Consider the following 21239-nt stretch of genomic DNA (forward strand, 5'->3'; position numbering starts at 1 on the left):
CCCCGGGCCCGCACCCGCACCAGCCACTTCGCAGCGCTTTGTCCCGTCGAGCTGGCGCTCGACGGGACAAAGCAGAGGACCGATTAACCAACAGCATCCCATGAGGAGCGGCCCACACGTGCTCTGCGGCCATGTCGATCACACGGCACGTGCGGAAGCCGTAACCGCGCGCCGAAGAGGCCGCGAGCTCTGGGCCGCACCCCGGTGGGACGGCAGAATCACTGCATGGTGATCACCGCACGTGCCCTCAACCGTTCCACTCTCGCCCGGCAGTTGCTGCTCGCCCGTGCGCCGCTCGATGTGGCCGACGGGCTGAAACAGGTGGTCGCCCTGCAGGCGCAGCAGCCGGCATCGCCGTACGTCGCCCTGTGGAACCGGCTCAGCGCTTTCTCCCCCGCCGGCCTCGACGCCGCCGTATCCGGCTTCCAGGCGGTCAAGGCAACGCTGATGCGGGTGACGTTGCACATGGTGCACGCCATGGACTACCGCGCCTTCCGTGAGGCCGTGGAACCGACGCTCCGCGGCTCCAGGCTCGGTGACGCCCGTTTCACGGCGTCCGGACTGACCGCCGCCGACGCCGACACGCTCGTACCGCAGTTGCTGGAATTCGCCGACCGGCCGCGCACCACCGGCGACATGCAGGGATGGCTCGAAGAGCGTCTGGGCGCGCCACTGGAGCCGTCGGCGTGGCGCATGCTGCGTCAGTACGCTCCGCTCTGGCACGCGCCTGTTGACGCGCCCTGGCTGTTCGACACCCGTCAGACGCACGTCGCGGCGAGCACGCGGCCGGTCCTGGCGGACCCCGGCGCGGCCGCCACGGGTTTGCAAGCGCTGGTCCGCCGCTATCTGGCGGGGTTCGGGCCGGCGTCGGTGGCGGACATCGCGCAATTCGCGCTGGTGCAGCAGTCGCGGGCCCGCGCCGCTGTACAGGCGCTCGCCGACGAGCTCGTATCTCTGGAGGGCCCCGACGGGGCGGTGCTGTACGACATACCGGGCGCGCCCCGGCCGGACGAAGACGTTCCGGCGCCACCCCGCCTGATGGCGATGTGGGACAGCGTCCTGCTCGCCTACGCCGACCGCGGCCGTGTCCTTCCTCCCGCGTACCGCAAGCATGTGATCCGCAGGAACGGCGACGTGCTGCCCACTCTGCTGGTCGACGGGTACGTCGCCGGCGTCTGGCGCCTGGTCGACGGCAGGATCGAGGCCGGGGCCTTCCACCCGCTCCCCGGTCACGTCTGGGACGGGCTGGCCGCCGAGGCCCGTTCGCTCGCGCGGCTTCTCACCGACCGCGACCCCGGGGCGTACCGCCGTTACGACCACTGGTGGGCCAAGGGTCTTCCGGCGGCCGAGACGCGGCTGCTCCCGCCGGGCCCCTGAGCCGGGGCCGGAACCGCCCTGTACTCCGGCCCGCCCCGTGCTCCGGCCCGCTGCGTCACCCGGCCGGATCGTCGGCCGATGGGAACGTCGCGTCGATGGACTCGCGGATGACGCGGTAGCAGCTGCAGGCGTTCGCTTCGAGGCGGTCGCGGTCCAGGAGCGTGATGGTGCCGCGGCTGTAGGTGATGCAGCCGTCCTCGGCCAGGGCGCCCGCGACCTCGCTGACCGACGATCTGCGCACCGCGAGCATCTGGGCGAGGAACCGCTGGGTGAGCGGGAAGTGGTCGCTGTGCATCCGGTCGCCGGTCATGAGGAGCCAGCGGGCGCACCGCTGCCGGGTGCGGTGGCTGCGGTTGCAGGCCGCGTTCCGTGCCAGCTGGGTGAACATGGCCTGGGTGAAGCGTTGCAGCATCTGCTGGAGCCGCCCGTCCAGGACGGCGATCTCGTGGCGGAACCGGTCGGCGTCCATCCGCAGCCCCCGCCCGGGGACCTGGCACACCGCCCGTTCGGTGGGGCTGCCGACGCCCAGGAAGACCGGGAGTCCGACCATGCCCTCGTCGCCGACGGTGGCGACCTCGACGGCCGGGCCGTCCAGCTCGGCGACGATCGAGCACACGCCCAGCACGGGGAACCACAGGGTGTCGATCGTCTTTCCGGGGGTGTACAGCACGTCGCCGGTGTTCAGCTCGGCCGGCTCCAGGTGGGGCGCCAGCCGGCGGCGCTCGGCCTCCGGCAGGGCGGCGAGGAGCCGGTTGCCCCTGGGGTCGTACGGACCGGTGGCGCCATTCGTCATGCGTACCCGCCTTTCGTGCCGTGGTCAGGCGGTGGCCTCGGGCGGGATCACCGCGGCCCAGGACGGCAGCGACACCCGCATCAGTCCCGCGGCGCCCGGCACCATCACCAGGCTGACCAGCGCGTGAGCCAGCACCGGCAGGGGCAGCACGAAGTCTATGCAGCCGGTGGCCATCGCGGCGCTCGGCATGCCGAAGGCTTCCGAGGTGGTGATGTCCTGGGCCAGCACCCGTCCCCCCGCGCCTCTGATGTGCCGTACGCCCAGGGCCCCGTCCTCCAGGCGCCCGGTGAGCACCGCCGCCAGTACCCGGGACCCGAAGGCGGCCGCGGCGGACGCGAACATCGGATCCGCCGAACGGTGGCCGGTCGCGGTGTGCAGCGACACCTTTCCCTCGGGCGTGAAGGCCGCCCACTGGCCCGCCGGTACGACGTGCGCGACGCCGGGCGCCAGCTGATCGCCGTCCTCCAGCAGCCGTACGGGCAGCGCGGACCGGTACCGCAACACCCCGACCAGACCGTCCCGCTCCCGCACCGGCCGGTGCTGCACCAGCACCACTGCGGCGGGGAACGCCTCGGGCAGCGCCGCCAGGATGTGGCGGTACGCGCTCACGCCGCCGAGCGACGCGGCCATACAGACCACGTCGAAGGCAGCGGAGGACTTTTGAACGGTACCGAACACAAGGCCAGCCTAGTGCCCGGAACCGTACACAGGAGCACGGCGGGGCCGGGGCCTCCACGTCGGGTGGGTCGGGGCGGCCTGCGCGGCTTGCCCAGGGGTCGGTGGGGGCGGGCCCCTGGGCCCCGGCTCCCAGCCCCCAGCCCCCGGCTCCCAGCCCCCAGCCCCCAGCCCCGGACCGAAAAGTCGCATGCCCCCCGATCCTCCGTGCTGGAGAATTTCGGAGCATGGACAGTGCGTTGCATGTGTTGCGTCGCCGGTACTCCGGCCACCAGTGGGCTCCTGTGAGTGATGGGGCCTCGGGGGCTGGTGTGTTTCGGCTCGGGGGTGAAGGGCGGGACTTGTTCGTCAAGGTGGCGGCTGCTGGTGCGTCCGCTGCCTCTGGGCTGAGCTTGTCGGCTGAGGCGGAGCGTCTGGTGTGGCTGGCGGGGGTGGGAGTTCCCGTACCGCGTGTTGTGGAGAGTGGTGGGGACGGGGCAGCTGCCTGGTTGGTCACCGAGGCGGTTCCGGGGCGTCCGGCGAGTGCGCGGTGGCCGCGGGAGCAGCGGCGGGACGTGGCCGTCGCGCTCGCCGGGCTCGCTCGTTCGCTGCATGAGCTGGACTGGGAGCGGTGTCCGTTCGACCGCAGTCTCGCGGTGACGGTGCCGCAGGCGGCCCGCGCCGTCGCTGAAGGGAGCGTCGCTCTGGCGGATGTGGACGAGGAACGGGAGGGGTGGTCGGGAGAGCGGCTGCTCGCCGAGCTGGAACGGACCCGGCCTGCCACGGAGGACCTGGCGGTGTGCCACGGCGACCTGTGTCCGGACAATGTGCTGCTCGATCCTCGCACCTGCGAGGTGACCGGGCTGATCGACGTGGGCCGGGCCGGTCGTGCGGATCGGCACTCCGATCTCGCTCTGGTGCTGCGCGAGTTGGCGCATGAGGAGGATCCGTGGTTCGGGCCGGAGTGTGTCACGGCTTTCTTGCGGGAGTACGGTCGCGGACGGGAGGAGTCGGTGTCGGAGGAAAAGCTGGCGTTCTACCGGCTGTTGGACGAGTTCTTCTGAGGTGTGGCTGACGCGGGGGTGGTGACGGTGGCTGGGTAGGGTTGCGTCGCGTGGGTGACAGCACAGTGTGGACGCTGGCCATTGCGTCCGTGACGGGCGGTACGGCGGTCCTTGCGAGTTGGGTGGCCGGCCGGGGCAGTACGCGGGCCGCGCGGATCCAGGCAGAGACGGCCGCGCGGGCGCAGCGGTCCGAGCGGTTGCGGGAGAGCCGCCGGGCTGCTTACCTCGACCTGATCGAGCAGACGCACCGCATGGGCGAGCTGTATTGGGAGATCTTGGCGTTGCTGCGGAATGGTGCCGGTGGCGTTGGGGGTACTGGTGGTGCCGGGGGTACTGGTGGCGTCGGTGGGTCCGGTGGCACTGGTGATGCGGGTGGTGTCGGCGGTTCCGGTGGGGCGGGCGGCATGGCGGATGCCCTGAAGGAGCTGCACGATCGGGAGATCGCGGAGTACGCGAAGATCCGTCGTTGTGCGCGGGTCGTCGAGCTGGAGGGGCCGCCCGAGGCGGCGGCCGCCGCGCTTGCCCTCCAGCGGACGACCGGCACGTTCTACCGGTGCGTCAAGGCGGCGATGGAGGGCGATCCCGACGCCCGGGAGGAGTTCCGTACCGCCTTCTCGCCGTTCTGGGCGGCGCTGGAGGACTTCATCGAAGCGGCTCGCACTGCTCATCAGGCGGGCTGAGGGAGGGGCTCGGGGGCATGGCTCCGCTCACTGGAGGGGGCGGGGGCGAATTGGGCAGCAGGGGGCGTTAAGAGCCGTATCCGCTCGCTGCCCCCTGCCCCCAAGGCGCCGCCCTTCCGCACACCCCGGCGCCACCGCCCCTCCCTACGCCCCGGCCACCGTCACCCGCGCCCCCGTCGACGCCTCCACCAGAGCGACCGAGAAGGGGTGCCTGGGCGCGGTGAGGATTCGGTTGGCGGGGCCTTGCTCGACTGTGTTGCCTGCGTCCAGGACGAGGATCTGGTCGGCCGCGGTGACCGTGCTCAGGTCGTGGGTGATCCATACCAGTGCCAGGTCCGGCTGTTCGCTCAGGTGGCGGTCGAGGGTGGTGAGGATGCCGCGCCGGGTGACGGTGTCCAGGCCCGAGGTGATCTCGTCGCAGATCAGGACGCGGGGACGGGCGAGGAGAGCGCGGGCGAGGGCCGCGCGCTGGAGTTCGCCTCCGGAGAGCCGCCCTGGACGACTGTGGAGGTGCTGCTCGCCGAGCCCGACCTCGGCGAGCAGTTCCCCGGCCTCCCGCGCGGCGTCCGCCGGAGCGGCTCCGCGCAGGCGGATCGCTGTGCGGGCGACCTGCGCCAGGAGCGTGCGGTGTTCGTCGAAGGACGCCTGTGCGTCCTGGAAGACGTACTGGACGGCTGCCAGTTGCGCGGGCGTACGGTCGCGCAGGCTGCGCGGCAGGGGTACGCCGTCGAGGAGGACTTCGCCTTCGTACGTACGGTGGAGGCCTGCCAGGCACCGGCCGAGTGTCGTCTTGCCGCTGCCGGAGCGGCCGACGGCCGCCACCCGCCGGCCGGCCTGGAGGCGGAGGGAGGCGTTGCGCAGCACCTCGACGGTGCGGCGGGACCCGCGGCCGCGATGGTGGGCGGTCAGGTCCTGGACTTCCAGTACGGGGACTTCCGGTACGGGGGCTTCCAGTACGGGGAGGGGGTCCGGAACCGGTCCTGTGCGGAGCCCAGCACCGGACGCTCCCTCCCGTGGCGCGGCACCGGCCGCCCCGTCCCGAGGCTCGGCGCCGGCCGCCCCGACGCGAGGTCCGGCACCGGCCGCCCCCTCCCGAAGTGCGAACATCTGACGCGTTCCCTCCTGAGGCGCGAACATCTGGCGCGTCCACGTGTGCCGAGGCGCCGACACCACCTGCTCCGCGGGCCCCGCCTCGACCACTCGGCCTCCTTTGAGGACCACGATGTCGTCGGCGAGTTCGCGCACCACGTCCAGGTCGTGGCTCAGCAGCAGGACGCCGATGCCCTGCTGGACGACCGACGTCAGTTCCGCCACGATGCGGCGCTTGGTGAGGGCGTCCTGACCGGTTGTCGGTTCGTCGGCGACCACGACGCGGGCGCCGAGCAGGAGGGCCTGGGCGAGTACGACGCGCTGTTGCTGGCCGCCGGACAGCTGGTGCGGGTAGCGGCGCAGGAGGGCGGCGCCGTCCTGGAGTTGGGCTCGGCTGAGGGCTTCGGTCACGCGGTGTTCGGCGGCTTCGGCACGCTCGCGGCGCGGGAGGTGGCGTACCTGCGTACGGGCGATGTCGGCGAGCAGGGCGCCGGCCCGGCGGGCGGGGTTGAGGACGGCCGCCGGATGCTGCGGTACATGGCCGACCAGGTCGTCGGTGACGGTCACCGTGCCCGTGACCCGGGCGTCCGGCGGGTACGCGCCGAGCAGGGCCAGTCCCGTGGTGGTCTTGCCACTGCCGGAGGCGCCGACCAGGGCGGTGACCGCACCCGCGCGGACCCGCAGGCTCACTCCGTCGACGACGGCCCGGCCGCCGACCTCGACCCGCAGGTCGTCGACCTCGGCGACGACGTTCGCTGCCGCGCTCACCGTCGGCCCTCCTTGGTGTGTCGTGGGAAATACCGCAGATATCGGAAGTAGCGGAAGTAGCGGAAGTATTGGCGGAAGGGTTTTGGGTGGGGTCGTGGGGGCTTCCGGTTCTCCCCGTCCTCCCTCTCCAGCAGCGCGTCGAAGAACAGGTTGCCGCCCATCGACAGGGCCACGATCAGCAGCGCGGGCACGACCACGGCCCACGGCTGTACGAACAGCCCGGTGCGGTTGCGGTCGACCATGACCGCCCAATCCGCCGCGTCCGGTTCCACGCCGACGCCCAGGAACGCGGCGGTGGCGACGAGGTAGAGCACGCCGGTCAGCCGTACGCCCGCGTCGGCGGCGAAGGTGCGCAGCGCCGACCGGCCGACGTAGCCGACCGCCGTGCGCCACCACGTCTCGCCCTGCATACGCAGTGCCTCGACGGCGGGGCGGGCGGCCGCTTCGGAGGCGGCGGCGCGTACGATGCGGGCCGCGTCCGGGATGTTGACGAGGGCCACCAGCAGCGCGAGGCCCGCCGCGCCCGGTGAGAAGACGGCCGCGACCAGCAGGATCAGCAGCAGCGACGGTATCGCCAGCAGCACGTCCAGCGGGCGCATCAGGAGTTCTTCGAGCCAGGCGCGGTGGGTGAGGGCGGCGGCCAGGCCCAGCGGTACGGCGATCGCGTAGGCGAGGGCGGTCGCGGCCAGCGCGACGAGCACCACCGACTGTCCGCCGAGCAGGATCTGCCGCCACACGTCGCGGCCGACGAAGTCGGTGCCGAGCCAGTGGCCGCCGCCGAGGGTGAAGGACGCGGTGCGCGGCCCGGCGTCGCCCGCGATCAGCGGGCCCAGGAGGGCGAGCAGGAGCGGCACCGCGGCGATCAGCAGCCCGGCCCGGCCCGGCCACCGTGCGGCCCTCTTCAGCCGTTCCCCCGTCAGCCCTCTCCCCACAGCGCACTTCAGCCGCTCCCCCGTCAGCCACCCCTGCATCAGCCGTTCCTTCGTCAGCCGTCCCCTCGTCACGCCGCCACCCCCGCCCGCGGTGCCAGCCGGCGGGCGACCAGGTCGGCGCCGAGGTTGAGGACGACCGCGATGACGCCGAAGACCACGGCCAGGCCCTGGACCACCGGGACATCGCGTTCGGCGACCGCGTTCATCAGGACGGTGCCCAGGCCCGGGATCACGAACAGGGCCTCGACGACGATCACTCCGCACAGCAGCCAGTCGACGGTGCGGGCGAGCTGCTGGGCGGCGGGCGCGAGGGCGTTCGGCAGGGCGTGCAGGTAGCGGACGCGCGCGGTGGACAGGCCGTACCGGGTCGCCTGGCGGACGTACGGGGACCGCAGCGCGTCGATCATTCCGGCCCGTACCAGGCGGCTGATCGAGCACACCGGCCGGGAGAGCAGTACGAGTACGGGCAGGACCAGGACGGCCGGGTGGGCGAGCAGGTCGCCACCGAAGCCGACGGCGGTCGGTGGGAGCCAGCCCAGCCGCAGCGCGAAGAGGGTGACCAGGAGCACGCCGAGCGCGAACTCCGGTACGGCGTAGACGGCGAGGGTGGCGGAGCTGACCAGCCGGTCGGCGAGCGAGCCCGCGCGGCGCGCCGCCAGCACCCCGAGCCCGACCCCGGCGGGGACGAGCAGGACCACGGTGAGGGCGGCGAGCAGCAGGGTGGGGCCGAAGCCGTCGGCGAGGTAGGTGGCGACGGGGCGGCCGGAGGCCAGCGAGGTACCGAGGTCGCCGTGCAGCAGCCCGAGGACCCAGTCGGCGAACCGTTCGGCGGCCGGGCGGTCCAGGCCCAGTTCCGTACGGATGGCCGCGATGCGGGCCGGGTCGGGCTGGTCGCCCGCCAGGGCTACGGCGGCGTCGCCGGGCAGCGCCTCGGTCAGCGCGAAGACCAGCAGCACGACGGCGGCGGTCTGCGCGACACCGAGCAGCACACGGCGCGCGAGCCAGGAGCGCAGCAGTGCCGCCGGTACGGACCTCGCCCTCGCCGTCCGGGACGGCACGACCTCCGCCGCCCCAAGGGCCTCAGCGGTCCCCACAGAATCGCCGACCACACCCCCGGTCACTTCTTCTCCCCTCACACCGGCCACACCCCCCGTCGCTTCTCCTCCCCTCACACCGGCCACACCCCCCGCCCTTTCTCCTCCCCTCACGCCAGCCACACCTTGTCGAACCGCGCCCAGTCCAGGGTGTTGGCGGGCGCGTCGTGTGCCACGCCGTGCACCCGGCGGGACGTGCCGACGATCCAGTCCGCGAAGCCCCACACCAGGAAACCGCCCTCGGTGTACAGGCGGCGCTGCATCCGCCCGTACACGGCCGCGCGTTCCTTCTTGTCCTTGGTGGACTGGGCCTGCTGGTACAGGGCGTCGAAGTCCTTGTGGTGCCACTTGGTGGCGTTGGTGGTCGAGTCGCTGAGCAGGCGCTGGGAGATGTGCGATTCGATGGGCATGGCGCCGGAGCGGTAGCAGCACAGGGTGCCGCCGTCGAGGATGTCGCTCCAGTAGCTGTCCTTGCTGCCGGACCTGACCCGGACGGTGACGCCCGCCTTGGCGGCCTGGTCGCGGAAGATGCCGGCCGCCTCGGTGAACCCGGCGGCGACGGGCGAGGTGTCGAGGGTGATCCGCAGGTCCTCGGCGCCCGCCTGCTTGAGGAGGTGGCGGGCCCGGTCGAGGTCCTGGTGGCGCTGCGGCAGGTCGCCGGCGTAGTACTCGTAGCCCTTGCCGAAGAGATCGTTGCCGATCTCGCCCGCTCCGGAGAGCGCGCCGTCGACCAGCTCCTTGCGGTCGGCGATGAGGAAGAATGCCTCGCGGACCCGTGGGTCGTCGAACGGGGCGCGGTCGGTCTTCATCGCGAAGGACTGCATGGCGCTGTTGCGCAGCCGGACGATCTCGATCTGGCCCTTGCCCTCGTGGGCGCGCGCGGTGGTGGGGTTGAGTTCGTGCGCGTACTCGACCTGGCCGCCGAGCAGGGCGTTGACGCGTGCCGATTCCTCGTTGGCGACGACGAATTCCAGCTCGTCCAGGTGGGGGGCGCCGTCCCAGTAGGCGTCGTTGCGCTTGACGACGCAGGAGCGGCCCGGGGCGAAGGAGACGAAGCGGAAGGGGCCGGAGCCGACGGGCTTGGCGAGGTCCGCGGTGGTCGTGTCCTTGGGGATGATGTACGCGCCGAACGCGGCGAGGACGTTGGGGAATTCGGCGGTGGGTCGCTTCAGCCGGAACTCGACGGTGTCCGGGGAGACGGCCCGGCTGGCGGCGAGGTCGATGGGCTCCAGGGACGCCTTGGCGCGGTACGCCTTCTTGGGGTCGGCTATGCGGCGGTAGCTGTAGAGGACGTCCTCGGCGGTGACGGGCCTGCCGTCGTGGAAGGTCGCCTTGCGCAGGGTGATCCGCCAGCGGTCGAGGGTGTCGTTGGGTTCCCACTTGGCGGCCAGGCGGGGGCGGGCGGCCATGTCGGTGCCGCAGTCGGCCAGCTTGTCGTAGAGGGCCTTGGCGCGGGCGGCGTCGGCGAAGAGGTTGCCCAGGTGCGGGTCGAGGGTTTCGGAGGCGCCGCCTCCGGCGAAGGCGGCGCGCAGTCTGCCGCCGCGCCGGGGGCTGCCGCCGCCGCTGCCGGACGAACCGGACCCCGTACCGCAGCCCGCCAGGACGAGGCCGGTGGCGGCCGTGACACCGGCGGCCGCCGCCAGGAAGGCGCGCCGGCGCGGTCCGGGGAATCCGTCGGCGGCCGGGTCGGGGGAAGGGAAGTCGGTCATGGTGGGTCTCGCCTCGTGGTGAGTGAGTGGATGGGAGGGAGGGCGGGAGGCCGGTAACGGCTCAGGTGTCCGACAACCGGGCCACGACGTGCAGCCGGTCCCCGTCGGCACGGTCGCCGGGGACCGACCCTGGTTGCCACGCCGTCTCCGTCCGCGGCCCCGGCCCGTCGTGCAGCTCCAGCACCGTGAAGCCGTGCGCGGCGAGCGCGTACCGCAGTTCCTGGGGGAACAGCAGCCGCCACGCGGAGTGCTGTTCGACGGGCGGCGCGCCGTTCTCCGTGCTCCACACCCGCCGTCTGCGGAGCAGTTGGGCGGCCCGGTCCACGGTGAGTGTGGTGACGGACCGGTACACGGCTCCCTGCCACTCGAAGCCGCGGATCTGCGGTGCGTCCAGGAGTTCCGTACGGCCGAGGAAGAACGCTCCGTTGCGCATCTCCGCCACCAGCAGTCCGCCGGGCGCCAGCGCGCGGCGGCAGGAGTCCAGGAGGCCGTCCAGTTCGTCATTGGTGTGGCAGTACAGCAGCGCGCTGTCCAGGCAGACGACCGCGTCGAAGGGCTGCTCCGCGAGGTCCGCGCGGTCGAATCGGCGCAGGTCGGCCCGTACGTAGCGGGGTCCGGGGTGGTGGGTGCGGGCGTACGTGAGCATCGCGTCCGACAGGTCGGCGCCGACGACCGTACGGCCCGTGGCGTGCAGGTGGGCGGCGTCGCGTCCGGTGCCGCAGCCGAGGTCGAGTACGTGCGGCCCGGCGCCGTGTGTGCGCAGCACGTCCTCGGTCCAGCGGGCGGCGAGCCGGTCGGGGTCGGGGAAGCGTGCCTCGTACAGGGCGGGGTTGTCGGTCAGCAGGTTCCGGGCGGTGGCGGGCCCGCTCATGCCGTCACCGCCACGGGGCGTACGGGCAGGGCGCGCAGCCGGTGCAGCCAGAGGACGCCGGCCGCCGAGGCGAGGCCGAAGGCGAGGCAGCACGCCCAGGGCAGCCATGGGGCGTTGTGGGCTCCCGCGTCCATGGCCCAGCCGACGACGGTGTTGCCGACGGCGGCGGCGATGCCGGAGACGACGTAGAAGATCCCGAAGTAGGTGCCGGTCAGTTCGGCGCGGCCGAACTCCGGTATCAGCTCCATGACGAACGGCTGGGCGATCATGACGCCGACGTACAGCAGCAGCGCCCCGGCCAGCACGGGTACGAGGGCGAGCGCCGCGCGGCCCGCGCCGCCGCCCGCCCCGGGCAGTCCGGCGACCGCCATCGGCGGTACGAACGCCACACCCATCAGCGCCAGCCCGACGGCGACCCAGCGCGCTCGTCGGCCACGCTCCTTGAGGGTCCGGGTGATCCGCATCTGGAGGGTGAGGTTGGCCAGCGTCCCGGCCAGGAACACGATGCCCGCCGCGCCGTCCCAGCCGGTGGCCCGCCGGGCGCCGTCCGGGAGCAGCAGGTAGAGCTGGTTCTCCATGGTGAACATGCCGACCATGGCGAGGGAGAAGGCCAGGAAGGCCCGGTTGGCGAGGACTTCGCGCCAGTCGCCGAGCACGCTGCCCCGGGCGGCGGGCACCTCGCGGGCGGGCAGGACGGCGGCCTGGGCGGCGGTGAGCAGGGCGAAGATCGCGGCGGCGGTGAGGGCGGAGGCGCGGAAGTCGACGAGCAGCAGGGCGCTGCCGATCAGGGGGCCGACCAGGGCGCCGGTCGTCGCGAAGATGTTGAACAGGGCGAACGCCTCGGCCTTGCGGTCGCCCGCCTCGGCTGCCAGGTAGGCCCGTACGGCCGGGTTGAACAGGGCCCCGGCGAGCCCGCTGAGTATGGAGGCGGCCAGCAGTACGGGCAGCCCGTCGCCCAGCGCGAACAGTGCGAAGCCGACGGTGCGCAGCGCGCAGCCCGCGATGATCACGCCGCGCGCGCCGAGCCGGTCGGCGGCCGAGCCGCCCAGGATGAACAGGCCCTGCTGGCTGAGGTTGCGTACGCCCAGCACGATGCCGACCACGGCGGCGGACATCCCCAGGTCCTCGCCGAGGTGGGTGGCGAGGTAGGGGATGAGCAGGTAGAAGCCGATGTTCACGCCGAGCTGGTTGACCAGCAGGAGCCGGATGGCGAGCGGGAAGGCCCGCATCTCACTCCACGTCTTCACGGTGGTGCCTTTCCTTCGGTACTGCGGGTGGGGCGGTGCGGTCCGGGCCGCGCGGGGGCACCGGCCGTACGCCCAGCCCGGCGCCCGTTCCGGCGCGGACGGTTCCGTCGGTGCCGCCGATGCCGGTCCACGGGTCGTGGGCGAGCAGCAGGTGCCCGTCGAGGTCGACCCAGCGGGCCCGGTCGGCGAGGTGGACGGCGGGGGCGATGCCGAGGGTCCCGGCGGTCAGGCAGCCGAGCATGAGCCGAGTGCCACTGCCCGCGATCAGCTTCTCGATGCGCAGGGCCGCGTGGACGCCGCCGCATTTGGCGAGCTTGACGTTGACGCCCTGGACCCGTCCGGCCAGCCGCTCGGCATCGGCGGGGGACACGGCGTCCTCGTCGGCGATGACGGGCAGCGGGGAGCGCGCGGCGAGCCGGGCGAGCGCCTCGGGGTCGCCGGGCGGCGTCGGCTGTTCGACGGCCGCGACGCCGAGTTCGGCGAAGCGCGGCAGCAGCCGCCCGGCCTGCTGTGGCGTCCAGGCGCCGTTGGGGTCGAGCAGCAGCGCGGCCGTGGGGGCGGCGTCGCGTACGGCGCGTACGCGGGCGAGGTCGTCCTCGGGGTCCGCCGTACCGGCCTTGATCTTGAGGACGGTGAAGCCGCTCTCGGCCAGGCAGCGGGCCTGGGTACGGGCCCGTGCCGTGGGCACGATGCCGATGGTGCGGGCGGTGGCGGCGACGGGCCGCTCCGAGGTGCCCAACAGCTGGTGGACCGGCTTTCCGGCGCGCTTGCCGACGAGGTCGAGCAGTGCCGATTCGACGGCGGCGGTGACGGCGGGCGGCGTGTCCGGCGCGGGCAGGTCGCCTTCGCGGAGGGCGTCCAGGGCGCTTTCGGGGTCGGCGAAACGGCCCAGTCCGACGGCGGCGCCGGCCAGCAGACGGCTCAGGGTGTCGGTGTCGAGGCCGTAGTACACGCTGGTGACGGCTTCGCCGTGGCCGCGCAGTCCGCGGTGTTCCACGGTCAGCCAGACGGCGTCCCGTTCGGCCGTCACCGACCGCGAGATGCGCAGTGGCTCGGCGAGCCGCAGCCGTACGACGCGCAGGGTGCCCTTCATGCCACGCCCTCCCCTACGGCTGCTGCTTTCGGATCCACGACGGTGGTGCACCGCGCCCAGCCGGTGGCCTCGGCCGCCGTGGGGTAGGGCAGTTCCACCGGGCGGGTGGCGACGGCGCGGCCGTCCAGGCCGTGGGCCGCGGCGAAGTCCTCGTCGTAGACGGTGCCGAGGTAGCGGTGCAGGCCGTCGGGGAAGACGGTGGCGACGACGGCGCCGGGGTGGACGCGGGCCGCCCAGGCGGCGACCAGCGCGACGGCGCCGGTGCTCCAGCCGCCGCTGACGAAGCTGGCGCGGGCCAGCCGTCGGCAGGCGTCGGCGGCTTCGGCGGGTCCGACCCAGTGCACTTCGTCGAAGGCCCTGTAGGCGACGTTGCGCGGGTGGATGCTGCTGCCGAGGCCGCGCATCAGGCGGGGCCTGGCGGGCTGGCCGAAGATGGTCGAGCCGGTGGCGTCCACGCCGATCAGGCGCAGCGCGGGCCAGTGGCGGCGCAGCGGGCCGATGATTCCTGCGCTGTGGCCGCCGGTGCCGACGCTGCACACGAGTACGTCGAGGTGGTCGAGGGCGGCGGCCATCTCGGCGGCGAGGGAGGCGTAGCCCGCGGCGTTGTCGGGGTTGTTGTACTGGTCGGGCCAGTACGCGTGGGGCAGCAGGGTGCGCAGTTCGCGCAGCCGGGCGAGCCGGGCGGCCTGCCAGCCGCCCTCGGGCGCGGGCCGGTCGACGATCTCCAGCCGTGCGCCGTAGGCCCGCAGCAACCGGCGCATGGAGGGCTCCAGTTCGCTGTCACAGACCAGGATCACGTCATGGCCGAGGGCCTGTCCGGCGAAGGCCAGGCCGATGCCGAGGGTCCCGGAGGTGGACTCCACGACCGGCGCTCCGGGCCGCAGTTCGCCCCGTTCGCGGGCGCCGAGCAGCATGGAGACGGCGGCGCGCGCCTTCATGCCGCCCGCGCCGAGCCCTTCGAGCTTGGCCCAGAAGCCGGGGTGCGGGCAGGGCAGGTCGCCGGTGATACGGGCCAGGGGCGTACGGCCGACGAGGGCGAGGAGTTCCCGGTTGGCGGCGGGGGCGCCCAGAACGGCGGCGGTCATCGGGCGCCTCCCTGTACCGACAGTGCGTAGTCGTCGTCGCCGGTGTAGCGGTGGACGACGCCGGGTCCGCCGTCGAGCCAGAAGAAGGGGTACGGCTCGGCGCACACGGCGCTCACCCCGGCGCCCAGGAAGCGGGGCAGTACGGCGCTGCCGGTCTGCGCGAACAGCACCAGCGGCTTGGCGTGCCGCGCGCAGTGGGCGCGCAGCGGCTCGAAGGTGCCGTTGCCCAGGGTCATACCGGAGGCCAGCACGGCGTCGCACCGGTCGAGTTCGGCGAGCGCGTCGGTACGGACCGGCTCGCCCCACTCCGTACGGCCGCCCTTGAGGTCGCACGGTACGCAGACCAGTCCGCGGGCACGCAGCGCCTCCAGCAGCGAGTTGACGACGCCGACGACCAGGACGGTGCGGCCGGGCGCGACGGCGAGCAGCCCGGCGACGCCCCGGGCGCGGGCCCGGGATTTGGCGAGCGAGTCACCGGCGGGCAGCTGCCAGGGCTGCGCGCCGTTGGCGGGCGTGTGCGGCATGGCGTGCATCAGGTACGCGTCCAGGGCGGCGACCCGTACCGGCGCCAGCGGGTGGTCGAGGAGCGCCGCGATGTCGGCGCCCACGCAGTCGTCGATCGCGGCGGCGGGCAGCGCGCCGGGTTCCACGGCGCAGGAGCCCACCGCGCTGCCGAGGCGCAGGCTGAGCACTTCGTTGCGGTAGCCGCCGCTGCGTCCTTCGTGGCGTACGGCCTGGCTGGTGGTGAAGGCCACCGCGATCTTCTGCTCACGGGGGTCGGGCCCCAGCTCACCGGCCCGTACGCGGCGTACCAGGTCCGGGTAGTCGGCCGCGGCGGGCCGCGCGGCGCCTGCGACCGCCGTAGCCGACGCCTGTCCCGCCGGGCTCATGGCTCGTCCTGGGCTCATCGCTCGTCCACCACCCGCGGACACAGTCCGGCAAGCAGTTCCTCGACGCGGGCGCGTGCCCCTGCCCCGTCGCTGTCGGCGGCCATGACATGGCCGAGGTACCCGTTGTTGCTGCCGGTCTCCTTCACGGCCTTGCCGGGCGCGGCGAGCTGGACCTCCAGCACACCGGGCCGCCCGTCCAGCCGATCGGCGCCGGCTATCTCCCGGAGCACGCCGGTGCGTTCGGGGACGAGGAAGCCGATGGCGGCGCTGCGCAGCCCGGTCTCGCGCGGCACGAGGTCCGGCTCGCGGCCGAGCGCCACCTCCACGAAGGCGGCGGCCAGGTCGATGCCGGTGACGTGGCGGATCAGCTCGGTGATGCGGTTGCCGGCGGGCCGCGGATTGACCTCGACCACGCGCGGTCCGGCCGCGGTGAGCTTGATCTCGGTGTGTGCGACGACCTGGTCCAGGCCGAGCGCCTTGAGCGCGGCGCGGGCGGTGTCCGCCGCCGCTTCCGCATCGGCGGCGGACAGGGCGGCGGGGAACATGTGCCCCGTCTCCACGAACGCCGGAGCGCCGCCCACGCTCTTGTCGGTCACCCCGACGACGTGCACGGCTCCGCCGTACGACACGGTCTCGACGCTGACCTCGGGCCCGTCCAGCAGCTCTTCCAGCAGGACGACGGGGGCCCGCAGCTGCCCGCGCGCGTTGACGGGGAAGGCGGCCAGTTCGCGGTGCGCGCGGGCCAGTTCCGTCTCGTCGTCCACCCGCCGTACGTACATCCCGGCGCACAGGTCCACCGGCTTGAGCACCAGCGGAAAGCCGATCTCCCGCGCCGCCTCGGCGGTCCGTGCCCAGTCGCCGCAGACCGCGAACCGGGGGCCCGGCACTCCGGCGGCTTCCAGGGCGCGCCGGGTGGCGTCCTTGCGGCAGGCGGTCTCCACGGCGTCCGGCGCGGGTCCGGGCAGGCCCAGTCGGGCGGCGACGCGCGCCACGGCGGGCAGGTAGTAGTCGCACGAGCTGAGGACGCCGTCGAAGCCGATCGCCGCGTGCAGGCGTTCGGCGTACGGCAGCAGGGCGTCGGTGTCGTTGGTGTCGGCGGTGATCACGTTACGGGCCGCGAGCAGCGGGTGGGCGGTGCCCTCGGGGGCGGTCCGCAGGTAGTGGTGGAGGTCGCGGGTGAGGAAGGTGAAGTCGTGTCCGGCCTCGCGGAGGGCGCGGGGCAGCAGCCTGCCCATCGACCCGACCCAGCTCTCGACCATCAGCAGATGCGCCACAACTCTCCTTCTGCGCAGGTGGTTTCGCTTCCGGGCACGCCGCGGGGAGGCCCCCGGCGGCCGTGGTGCGGTGTTGACCGAACGCGATGCTAACGCTAATGATTTTCATTGTCACCTCGTGGGCTCATCTTTTCGCCGTCTTCTGCGCCCGCGATGCCGCCCGCGCCCTCCGCGCTGTCCAGAACTGCGAGCCCCATGCCTTTCGCCCTGCGGCGCACCGCGCTGCTCTGCGCGCTCCTGACGAGCGCCGTACCGCTGTCCTCCGCCGCGGCCGCCGAGCCCCGCGCCGACGCCCCCGCCCCGTCCCTGCGCTTCGGTGCCTGCCCGGCGTCGGTCCCCGCCCCTCCCCCGCCCGAGCGCGTCGAGTGCGGCACGGTGAGCGTGCCGCTGGACCACTCGCGTCCGGACGGCGCGCGCATACGCATAGCCGTCTCCCGCGTCCGCGCCTCGGGGACGCCCGCCGAGCGGCGCGGGGTCCTGCTGGTCAATCCGGGCGGTCCGGGCGGCTCCGCGCTTCCGTACGCGGTCACCAAGCGCGCCAAACTGCCGGACGCGGTCCGCCGCGCCTACGACGTCATTGGCTTCGACCCGCGCGGCACCGGACACAGTGCCCCCGTCGCCTGCGGGCCGATGGGCGGGCTTTTCGATCCGCCCGGCACCGGAACCGCGCCGCTCGATCCCGTACCGCGCGACCGGCCCGGTGAGCGCGCCTACCTGGACTCCCAGCGGCGGCTGGCCGGCGACTGCGCGGCGGGCACCGGCGACACCCTCCCCCACCTCTCCACCAGCGAGACCGCGCGGGACATGGACGCCGTCCGCGCCGCGCTCGGCGAGCGGCGCATCAGCTATCTCGGCGTCTCGTACGGTACGTACCTGGGCGCGGCCTACGTGGCTCGATTCCCGCACCGGGTGGACAGGTTGGTGCTGGACAGTGTGGTCGGGCCGCAGGACTGGCACGACTTCGACGTGCGGCAGGCCTTCGCGCTGCTGCGCCAGCGCGAGGTGCTGTTCGACTGGCTGGCGCGGCACGCCTCCCGGTTCCGGCTCGGCAGTACGGCGGGCGAGGTCCGCGCCGCGTATCAGCGGGTGCGGGACGGGCTGGCGGCGCGGCCGGTGACCGGGTTCGGTGCCGCGGCCTTCGACCGGACCGTCTACCGCGCCCTGGGGCGTACGGAACGGTGGACCGCCCTCGGCGACGGGCTGCGCGCCTATCTGGACGGGGGGAGCGTCGACCGGCTGCGGCCCGCCGCACCCTTCGACGGGGCCGAGTCACGTACGTACGAGGCCGCCAACCGGGCCGTGAAGTGCGCCGACGGGCCCGGGCCCACGCCGGGGCGGGTCGTCGCCGACATCCGGCGGCTGCGGCACGCGGACCCGCAGCCGGTACTGACCGGCCTGGAGGCGGCGGCCTGTGCGTACTGGCACGTCCGCCCGGCGGAGCGCACCCCGCTCGGCAGCCCCGCGGCGCCGCCGGCCCTGCTGGTGGCCTCCGCGCACGATCCCGTGACGCCGCTCGCCGGCGCGCGGGCCCTCGGACACGTCCTGCCCGGGTCGCGGCTGGTCACCCTGCACAACGACTACTCGCACGGCGTCTTCGCCAGCCGTGGCAACCGCTGCGTGGACGCCGCGGTCGGTGCTTATCTCGTCGGCGGCACCGTCCCCGCGCGGGATGTGCACTGCGACGGGCCGGGGCTGCCGGAACCTTCCCCGCGTACGTGAGGCACGTGCACGCGGGTGCCGCGCCCGTCCCCGGCGGCGGATTTTCCGGGAGGGCCGGAAAGCGCGGCGATCCTGCTTCGGCGGGCGGGCGGGTGCGCCCACCATGGGGGGACGACGCGGGCGGCAGCCCGCCCGGCCGCGCAGGCGCGAGCCGGTCCGTACCACCGCAGGAGCCAGCATGATCTTCATCGTCGTCAAGTTCACCGCCCGCCCCGAATACCAGGACTCGTGGCTGTCGCTGGTGGACGACTTCACGCAGGCCACCCGGCAGGAGCCGGGCAACCTGTTCTTCGAGTGGTCGACCAGCGTCGACAACCCGCGCGAGTTCGTGCTGGTCGAGGGCTTCGCCGACCGCAAGGCCGGGGATGAGCACGTGAACTCCGCGCACTTCAAGGCGGGCCTGGAGACGATGGCCGGGGCCATCGAGACCACCCCGCAGATCATCAGCAGCGAGATCGAGGCCGAGGGCTGGTCGGCCATGGGAGAGCTGTCGCCGCGCGAGGCCTGAGCGGACGGGGCGCCATGCCGCGCGGCCGACGGCCCGTCCGGCCGACGGCCCGTGTCCCGGCCGCGCGGGCTGTCGGTCCCGCGCGGCCGGGCTACGGGCAGGGCCGGTCAGAACGGCGTGGCCGGGAGGTACTTCCCGTCCAGGGTGATCACTGCTCGCGAGCCGCCCTCCGGGTCCTCGACCTTCTGTATGTCCAGCCGGAAGTTGACGGCGCTGATGATGCCGTCGCCGAACCGCTCGTGGATCAGGGCCTTGAGGGTGGTGCCGTAGACCTGGAGCATCTCGTGGAAGCGGTAGAGGGTCGGGTCGGTGGGGACGCCGTCCGGGATGCTGCCGCGCAGCGGGATCGTGCGCAGCAGCCGCTCCGCCGCCTCGTCCAGGTCCAGCCGTTCGGCGACGGTGCGGGCGGCGTCGGCGGGCAGCGCGTGCTGGCCGAGGAGCGCGGCGGTGACGAAGACGACGGACAGGCCGGTGCCGTCGGCCAGCTGCTCCCACGTGAGGTCCTTCTGGATCTTGGCCTCGACGATCGCCTGCGCCAGGTCGTGGCGGGCCTGCGGGTCGAGCTGGGCGTGGGTGTGGGTGTGGGTGTGGGACACGGGAGAAGTCCTTTCCGGACGGGGCTCAGGAGAGCGGGGTGAAGGTTTCGCCGCGCGGGTCGAGGACGTCGACGGCTCCGGTACGGATGTCGTGGGTCCAGCCGTGCAGCGTGACCGCGTCCCGCGCGAGGGCGCGGGCCACGGACGGATGGGTGGCGAGGCGGGCGAGCTGGGTGGCGACGTTGTCGCGGACCAGGGCCGCGACGCGGGACTCGGTCGCGGCGGCGGTTTCAGAGGCTTCGGTTTCGCCGGCTTCGGTTCCGCCGGCTTCGGTTTCGGAGGTTCCGGTTTCGCAGGTCTCGGTTCCGCAGGTCTCGGTTCCGGAGGCCGAGCGGGCGCGGTTCGCGGCGGGTCCGGCCGCGTCCAGCCAGCCGGCCAGGGCGGGCAGGCCGGTCAGGTCCTCGCCGGTGGCCAGGACCGTCATCGCGCCGCAGCCGGAGTGGCCGCACACGATCACGTCGGTGACGCCGAGCGCCGTGAGCGCGTACTCGATGCTGGCGGTCACCGCGTCGGGCCGCGGGCCGTACGCGGGGACGAGGTTGCCGGCCGTACGGATCACGAACAGCTCGCCCGGCTCCGACTGGGTGAGCAGCTCGGGGACCACCCGGGCGTCGGAGCAGCCGATGAACAGGGCACCCGGCCGGTGGGTGGTGGCGAGCCGCTCGAAGAGGGCCGCCCGGGCGGGGTGGACATCGCGCTGGAAACGCAGGACGCCGGCGGTGAGCTGAGGGTGCACGGACACTCCTTGCTGGGGGACCTCGGCCGGGAAGCCGATGGGTCCACCATGCGTGAGCTGGTGCTATAGCGTCCAAGACGTACAACTCATGGTGGTTATCGGTGTCGTCTATACCTGCTTGCCGTGGCTGCTTATCGTGGCAGGCATGGCCTTGGAACTGCGTCATCTGCGCTATCTGCTCGCGGTCGCCGAGCACGGGAATTTCACCCGGGCGGCCGAAGCCCTGCACGTCTCGCAGCCGACGCTCTCCCAGCAGGTCCGGCAGCTGGAGCGGGCCCTGAAGGCGCAGCTGCTGGACCGCACGGGCCGCACCGTGCGGCTGACCGACGCCGGGCAGGCGTACGCCCACTACGCCCGCGGCGCGCTGCGCGATCTGGAGGCTGCCGAGCGTGCCGTGCTGGACGTACGGGACCTGTCGCGCGGGACGCTGCGCCTGGCCACCACCCCGACCTTCACCGCCTATCTCGTCGGCCCGCTGACCGGCGCTTTCCACACCCGCCACCCCGGCATCTCGCTCACGCTGCGGGAGCTGCCGCAGGACCGCATGGAGTCCGCGCTGCTGGCCGACGAACTGGACCTGGGCATCGCCTTCAGCGGGCCGCACCTGCCGGGCATCACCGGCACCGCGCTGTTCACCGAGGCGCTCGGCCTGGTCGTCGGCGCGGCCCATCCGTACGCCGGCCGCTCCGCGCCGCTGCCCGTCCGCTCGCTGCGCGATCACCAACTCGCTCTGCTGAGCGCCGACTTCGCCACCCGGCTGCACATCGACGCATACTTCGCCGAGCACGGCGTGCGGCCCCGCATCGCCGTGGAGGCGAACTCCATCACCACCCTGACCGAACTGGTCCGGCGCACCTCCTTGGCCACCGTCCTCCCGGACGCCATCACCCGCGAACAGCCCGCCCTGCACCCGGTCGCCCTCTCCCCCGCGCTGCCCGCCCGCACGGTGACGCTGCTGCGCCGCGAGAGCGCCTACCGCAGCGCCGCGGCCGACGCCTTCGCGGGGCTCGCCCGGGAGTGGGGGCGGGAGTACGGGCAGGAGTAGCGTCCCCGCACGGTC

General features: G+C 73.4%; 20 protein-coding genes. 6 read left to right on the top strand and 14 right to left on the bottom strand.

Features of this window, described 5'->3' with window-relative positions; translation table 11 throughout:
• The first annotated feature begins 225 nt into the window (after nucleotides 1-225).
• Nucleotides 226-1377: a winged helix DNA-binding domain-containing protein gene (locus IH45_RS0129835; protein WP_030675358.1), complete on the top strand. Its 1152-nt coding sequence runs from the start codon at nucleotides 226-228 to the stop codon at nucleotides 1375-1377.
• A 55-nt stretch (nucleotides 1378-1432) separates the two neighbouring features.
• Here the strand turns inward: IH45_RS0129835 and IH45_RS0129840 are convergent, their stop codons facing one another.
• Both IH45_RS0129840 and IH45_RS0129845 read right to left on the bottom strand, forming a co-directional pair.
• Entirely contained in the window at nucleotides 1433-2170 is a 738-nt protein-coding gene (locus IH45_RS0129840) for a Crp/Fnr family transcriptional regulator (protein WP_050515283.1), read from the bottom strand.
• 24 nt (nucleotides 2171-2194) lie between these two features.
• A complete protein-coding gene (locus IH45_RS0129845; RefSeq protein WP_030675364.1) occupies nucleotides 2195-2848 on the bottom strand; it encodes a chemotaxis protein CheB in 654 nt (217 codons plus the stop codon).
• A 224-nt stretch (nucleotides 2849-3072) separates the two neighbouring features.
• Between IH45_RS0129845 and IH45_RS0129850 the strand changes: the two genes are divergently transcribed.
• Entirely contained in the window at nucleotides 3073-3888 is an 816-nt protein-coding gene (locus IH45_RS0129850; RefSeq protein WP_030675367.1) for an APH(3') family aminoglycoside O-phosphotransferase, read from the top strand.
• Between the two features lie 50 nt (nucleotides 3889-3938).
• Entirely contained in the window at nucleotides 3939-4568 is a 630-nt protein-coding gene (locus tag IH45_RS0129855) for a hypothetical protein (protein ID WP_030675370.1), read from the top strand.
• Between the two features lie 144 nt (nucleotides 4569-4712).
• On the opposite strand, the gene IH45_RS0129860 is transcribed toward IH45_RS0129855, so the two are convergent.
• The 10 genes from IH45_RS0129860 to IH45_RS0129905 all read right to left on the bottom strand — a co-directional run bounded on the left by IH45_RS0129860 (nucleotide 4713) and on the right by IH45_RS0129905 (nucleotide 16620).
• Complete coding sequence (locus IH45_RS0129860; RefSeq protein ID WP_030675373.1) at nucleotides 4713-6425, bottom strand: ABC transporter ATP-binding protein; 1713 nt, start codon at nucleotides 6423-6425, stop codon at nucleotides 4713-4715.
• A complete protein-coding gene (locus IH45_RS01000000144250) occupies nucleotides 6422-7396 on the bottom strand; it encodes an ABC transporter permease subunit (protein ID WP_030675376.1) in 975 nt (324 codons plus the stop codon). Before IH45_RS01000000144250 ends, IH45_RS0129860 begins: the two co-directional genes overlap by 4 nt.
• Nucleotides 7397-7425: 29 nt before the next feature.
• Nucleotides 7426-8415, bottom strand: a complete 990-nt coding sequence (locus tag IH45_RS0129870; RefSeq protein WP_050515285.1) for an ABC transporter permease — start codon at nucleotides 8413-8415, stop codon at nucleotides 7426-7428.
• Between the two features lie 146 nt (nucleotides 8416-8561).
• On the bottom strand, nucleotides 8562-10160 hold the full coding sequence (locus tag IH45_RS0129875; protein WP_030675381.1) for an ABC transporter substrate-binding protein: 1599 nt from the start codon (nucleotides 10158-10160) through the stop codon (nucleotides 8562-8564).
• A gap of 61 nt (nucleotides 10161-10221) precedes the next feature.
• Complete coding sequence (locus IH45_RS0129880; RefSeq protein ID WP_030675383.1) at nucleotides 10222-11031, bottom strand: class I SAM-dependent DNA methyltransferase; 810 nt, start codon at nucleotides 11029-11031, stop codon at nucleotides 10222-10224.
• Complete coding sequence (locus IH45_RS0129885) at nucleotides 11028-12278, bottom strand: MFS transporter (RefSeq protein ID WP_030675386.1); 1251 nt, start codon at nucleotides 12276-12278, stop codon at nucleotides 11028-11030. Before IH45_RS0129885 ends, IH45_RS0129880 begins: the two co-directional genes overlap by 4 nt.
• Nucleotides 12262-13371, bottom strand: coding sequence for a dipeptide epimerase (locus tag IH45_RS0129890; RefSeq protein WP_030675389.1), 1110 nt, complete (start codon nucleotides 13369-13371; stop codon nucleotides 12262-12264). Before IH45_RS0129890 ends, IH45_RS0129885 begins: the two co-directional genes overlap by 17 nt.
• Complete coding sequence (locus tag IH45_RS0129895; protein ID WP_030675394.1) at nucleotides 13368-14456, bottom strand: PLP-dependent cysteine synthase family protein; 1089 nt, start codon at nucleotides 14454-14456, stop codon at nucleotides 13368-13370. Before IH45_RS0129895 ends, IH45_RS0129890 begins: the two co-directional genes overlap by 4 nt.
• Entirely contained in the window at nucleotides 14453-15346 is an 894-nt protein-coding gene (locus IH45_RS0129900) for a Rossmann-like domain-containing protein (protein ID WP_030675397.1), read from the bottom strand. The genes IH45_RS0129895 and IH45_RS0129900 overlap by 4 nt, the downstream gene beginning before the upstream one ends.
• Before the next feature lie 14 nt (nucleotides 15347-15360).
• Complete coding sequence (locus IH45_RS0129905) at nucleotides 15361-16620, bottom strand: ATP-grasp domain-containing protein (RefSeq protein ID WP_030675400.1); 1260 nt, start codon at nucleotides 16618-16620, stop codon at nucleotides 15361-15363.
• Between the two features lie 195 nt (nucleotides 16621-16815).
• On the opposite strand from IH45_RS0129905, the gene IH45_RS0129910 reads away from it, so the two are divergent.
• Together IH45_RS0129910 and IH45_RS0129915 are read left to right on the top strand one after the other, a co-directional pair.
• Nucleotides 16816-18339 (top strand): alpha/beta hydrolase, encoded by a 1524-nt coding sequence (locus IH45_RS0129910; protein ID WP_030675403.1) that lies wholly within the window; start codon nucleotides 16816-16818, stop codon nucleotides 18337-18339.
• 178 nt (nucleotides 18340-18517) lie between these two features.
• Nucleotides 18518-18847 (top strand): putative quinol monooxygenase, encoded by a 330-nt coding sequence (locus tag IH45_RS0129915; protein WP_030675406.1) that lies wholly within the window; start codon nucleotides 18518-18520, stop codon nucleotides 18845-18847.
• A 107-nt stretch (nucleotides 18848-18954) separates the two neighbouring features.
• Here the strand turns inward: IH45_RS0129915 and cynS are convergent, their stop codons facing one another.
• On the bottom strand, nucleotides 18955-19443 hold the full coding sequence (cynS, locus tag IH45_RS0129920) for a cyanase (RefSeq protein WP_030675409.1): 489 nt from the start codon (nucleotides 19441-19443) through the stop codon (nucleotides 18955-18957).
• 25 nt (nucleotides 19444-19468) lie between these two features.
• Nucleotides 19469-20179, bottom strand: coding sequence for a carbonic anhydrase (locus tag IH45_RS0129925; protein WP_030675412.1), 711 nt, complete (start codon nucleotides 20177-20179; stop codon nucleotides 19469-19471).
• Nucleotides 20180-20324: 145 nt separating this feature from the next.
• On the opposite strand from IH45_RS0129925, the gene cynR reads away from it, so the two are divergent.
• The gene (gene cynR, locus IH45_RS0129930) at nucleotides 20325-21224 is read left to right on the top strand and encodes a transcriptional regulator CynR (protein ID WP_030675414.1); all 900 of its coding nucleotides are present in this window, start codon (nucleotides 20325-20327) and stop codon (nucleotides 21222-21224) included.
• Nucleotides 21225-21239 lie beyond the last annotated feature (15 nt).

This window comes from Streptomyces rimosus subsp. rimosus (genome assembly GCF_000720725.1).
Classification (GTDB): Bacteria; Actinomycetota; Actinomycetes; order Streptomycetales; family Streptomycetaceae; genus Streptomyces; species Streptomyces rimosus_A.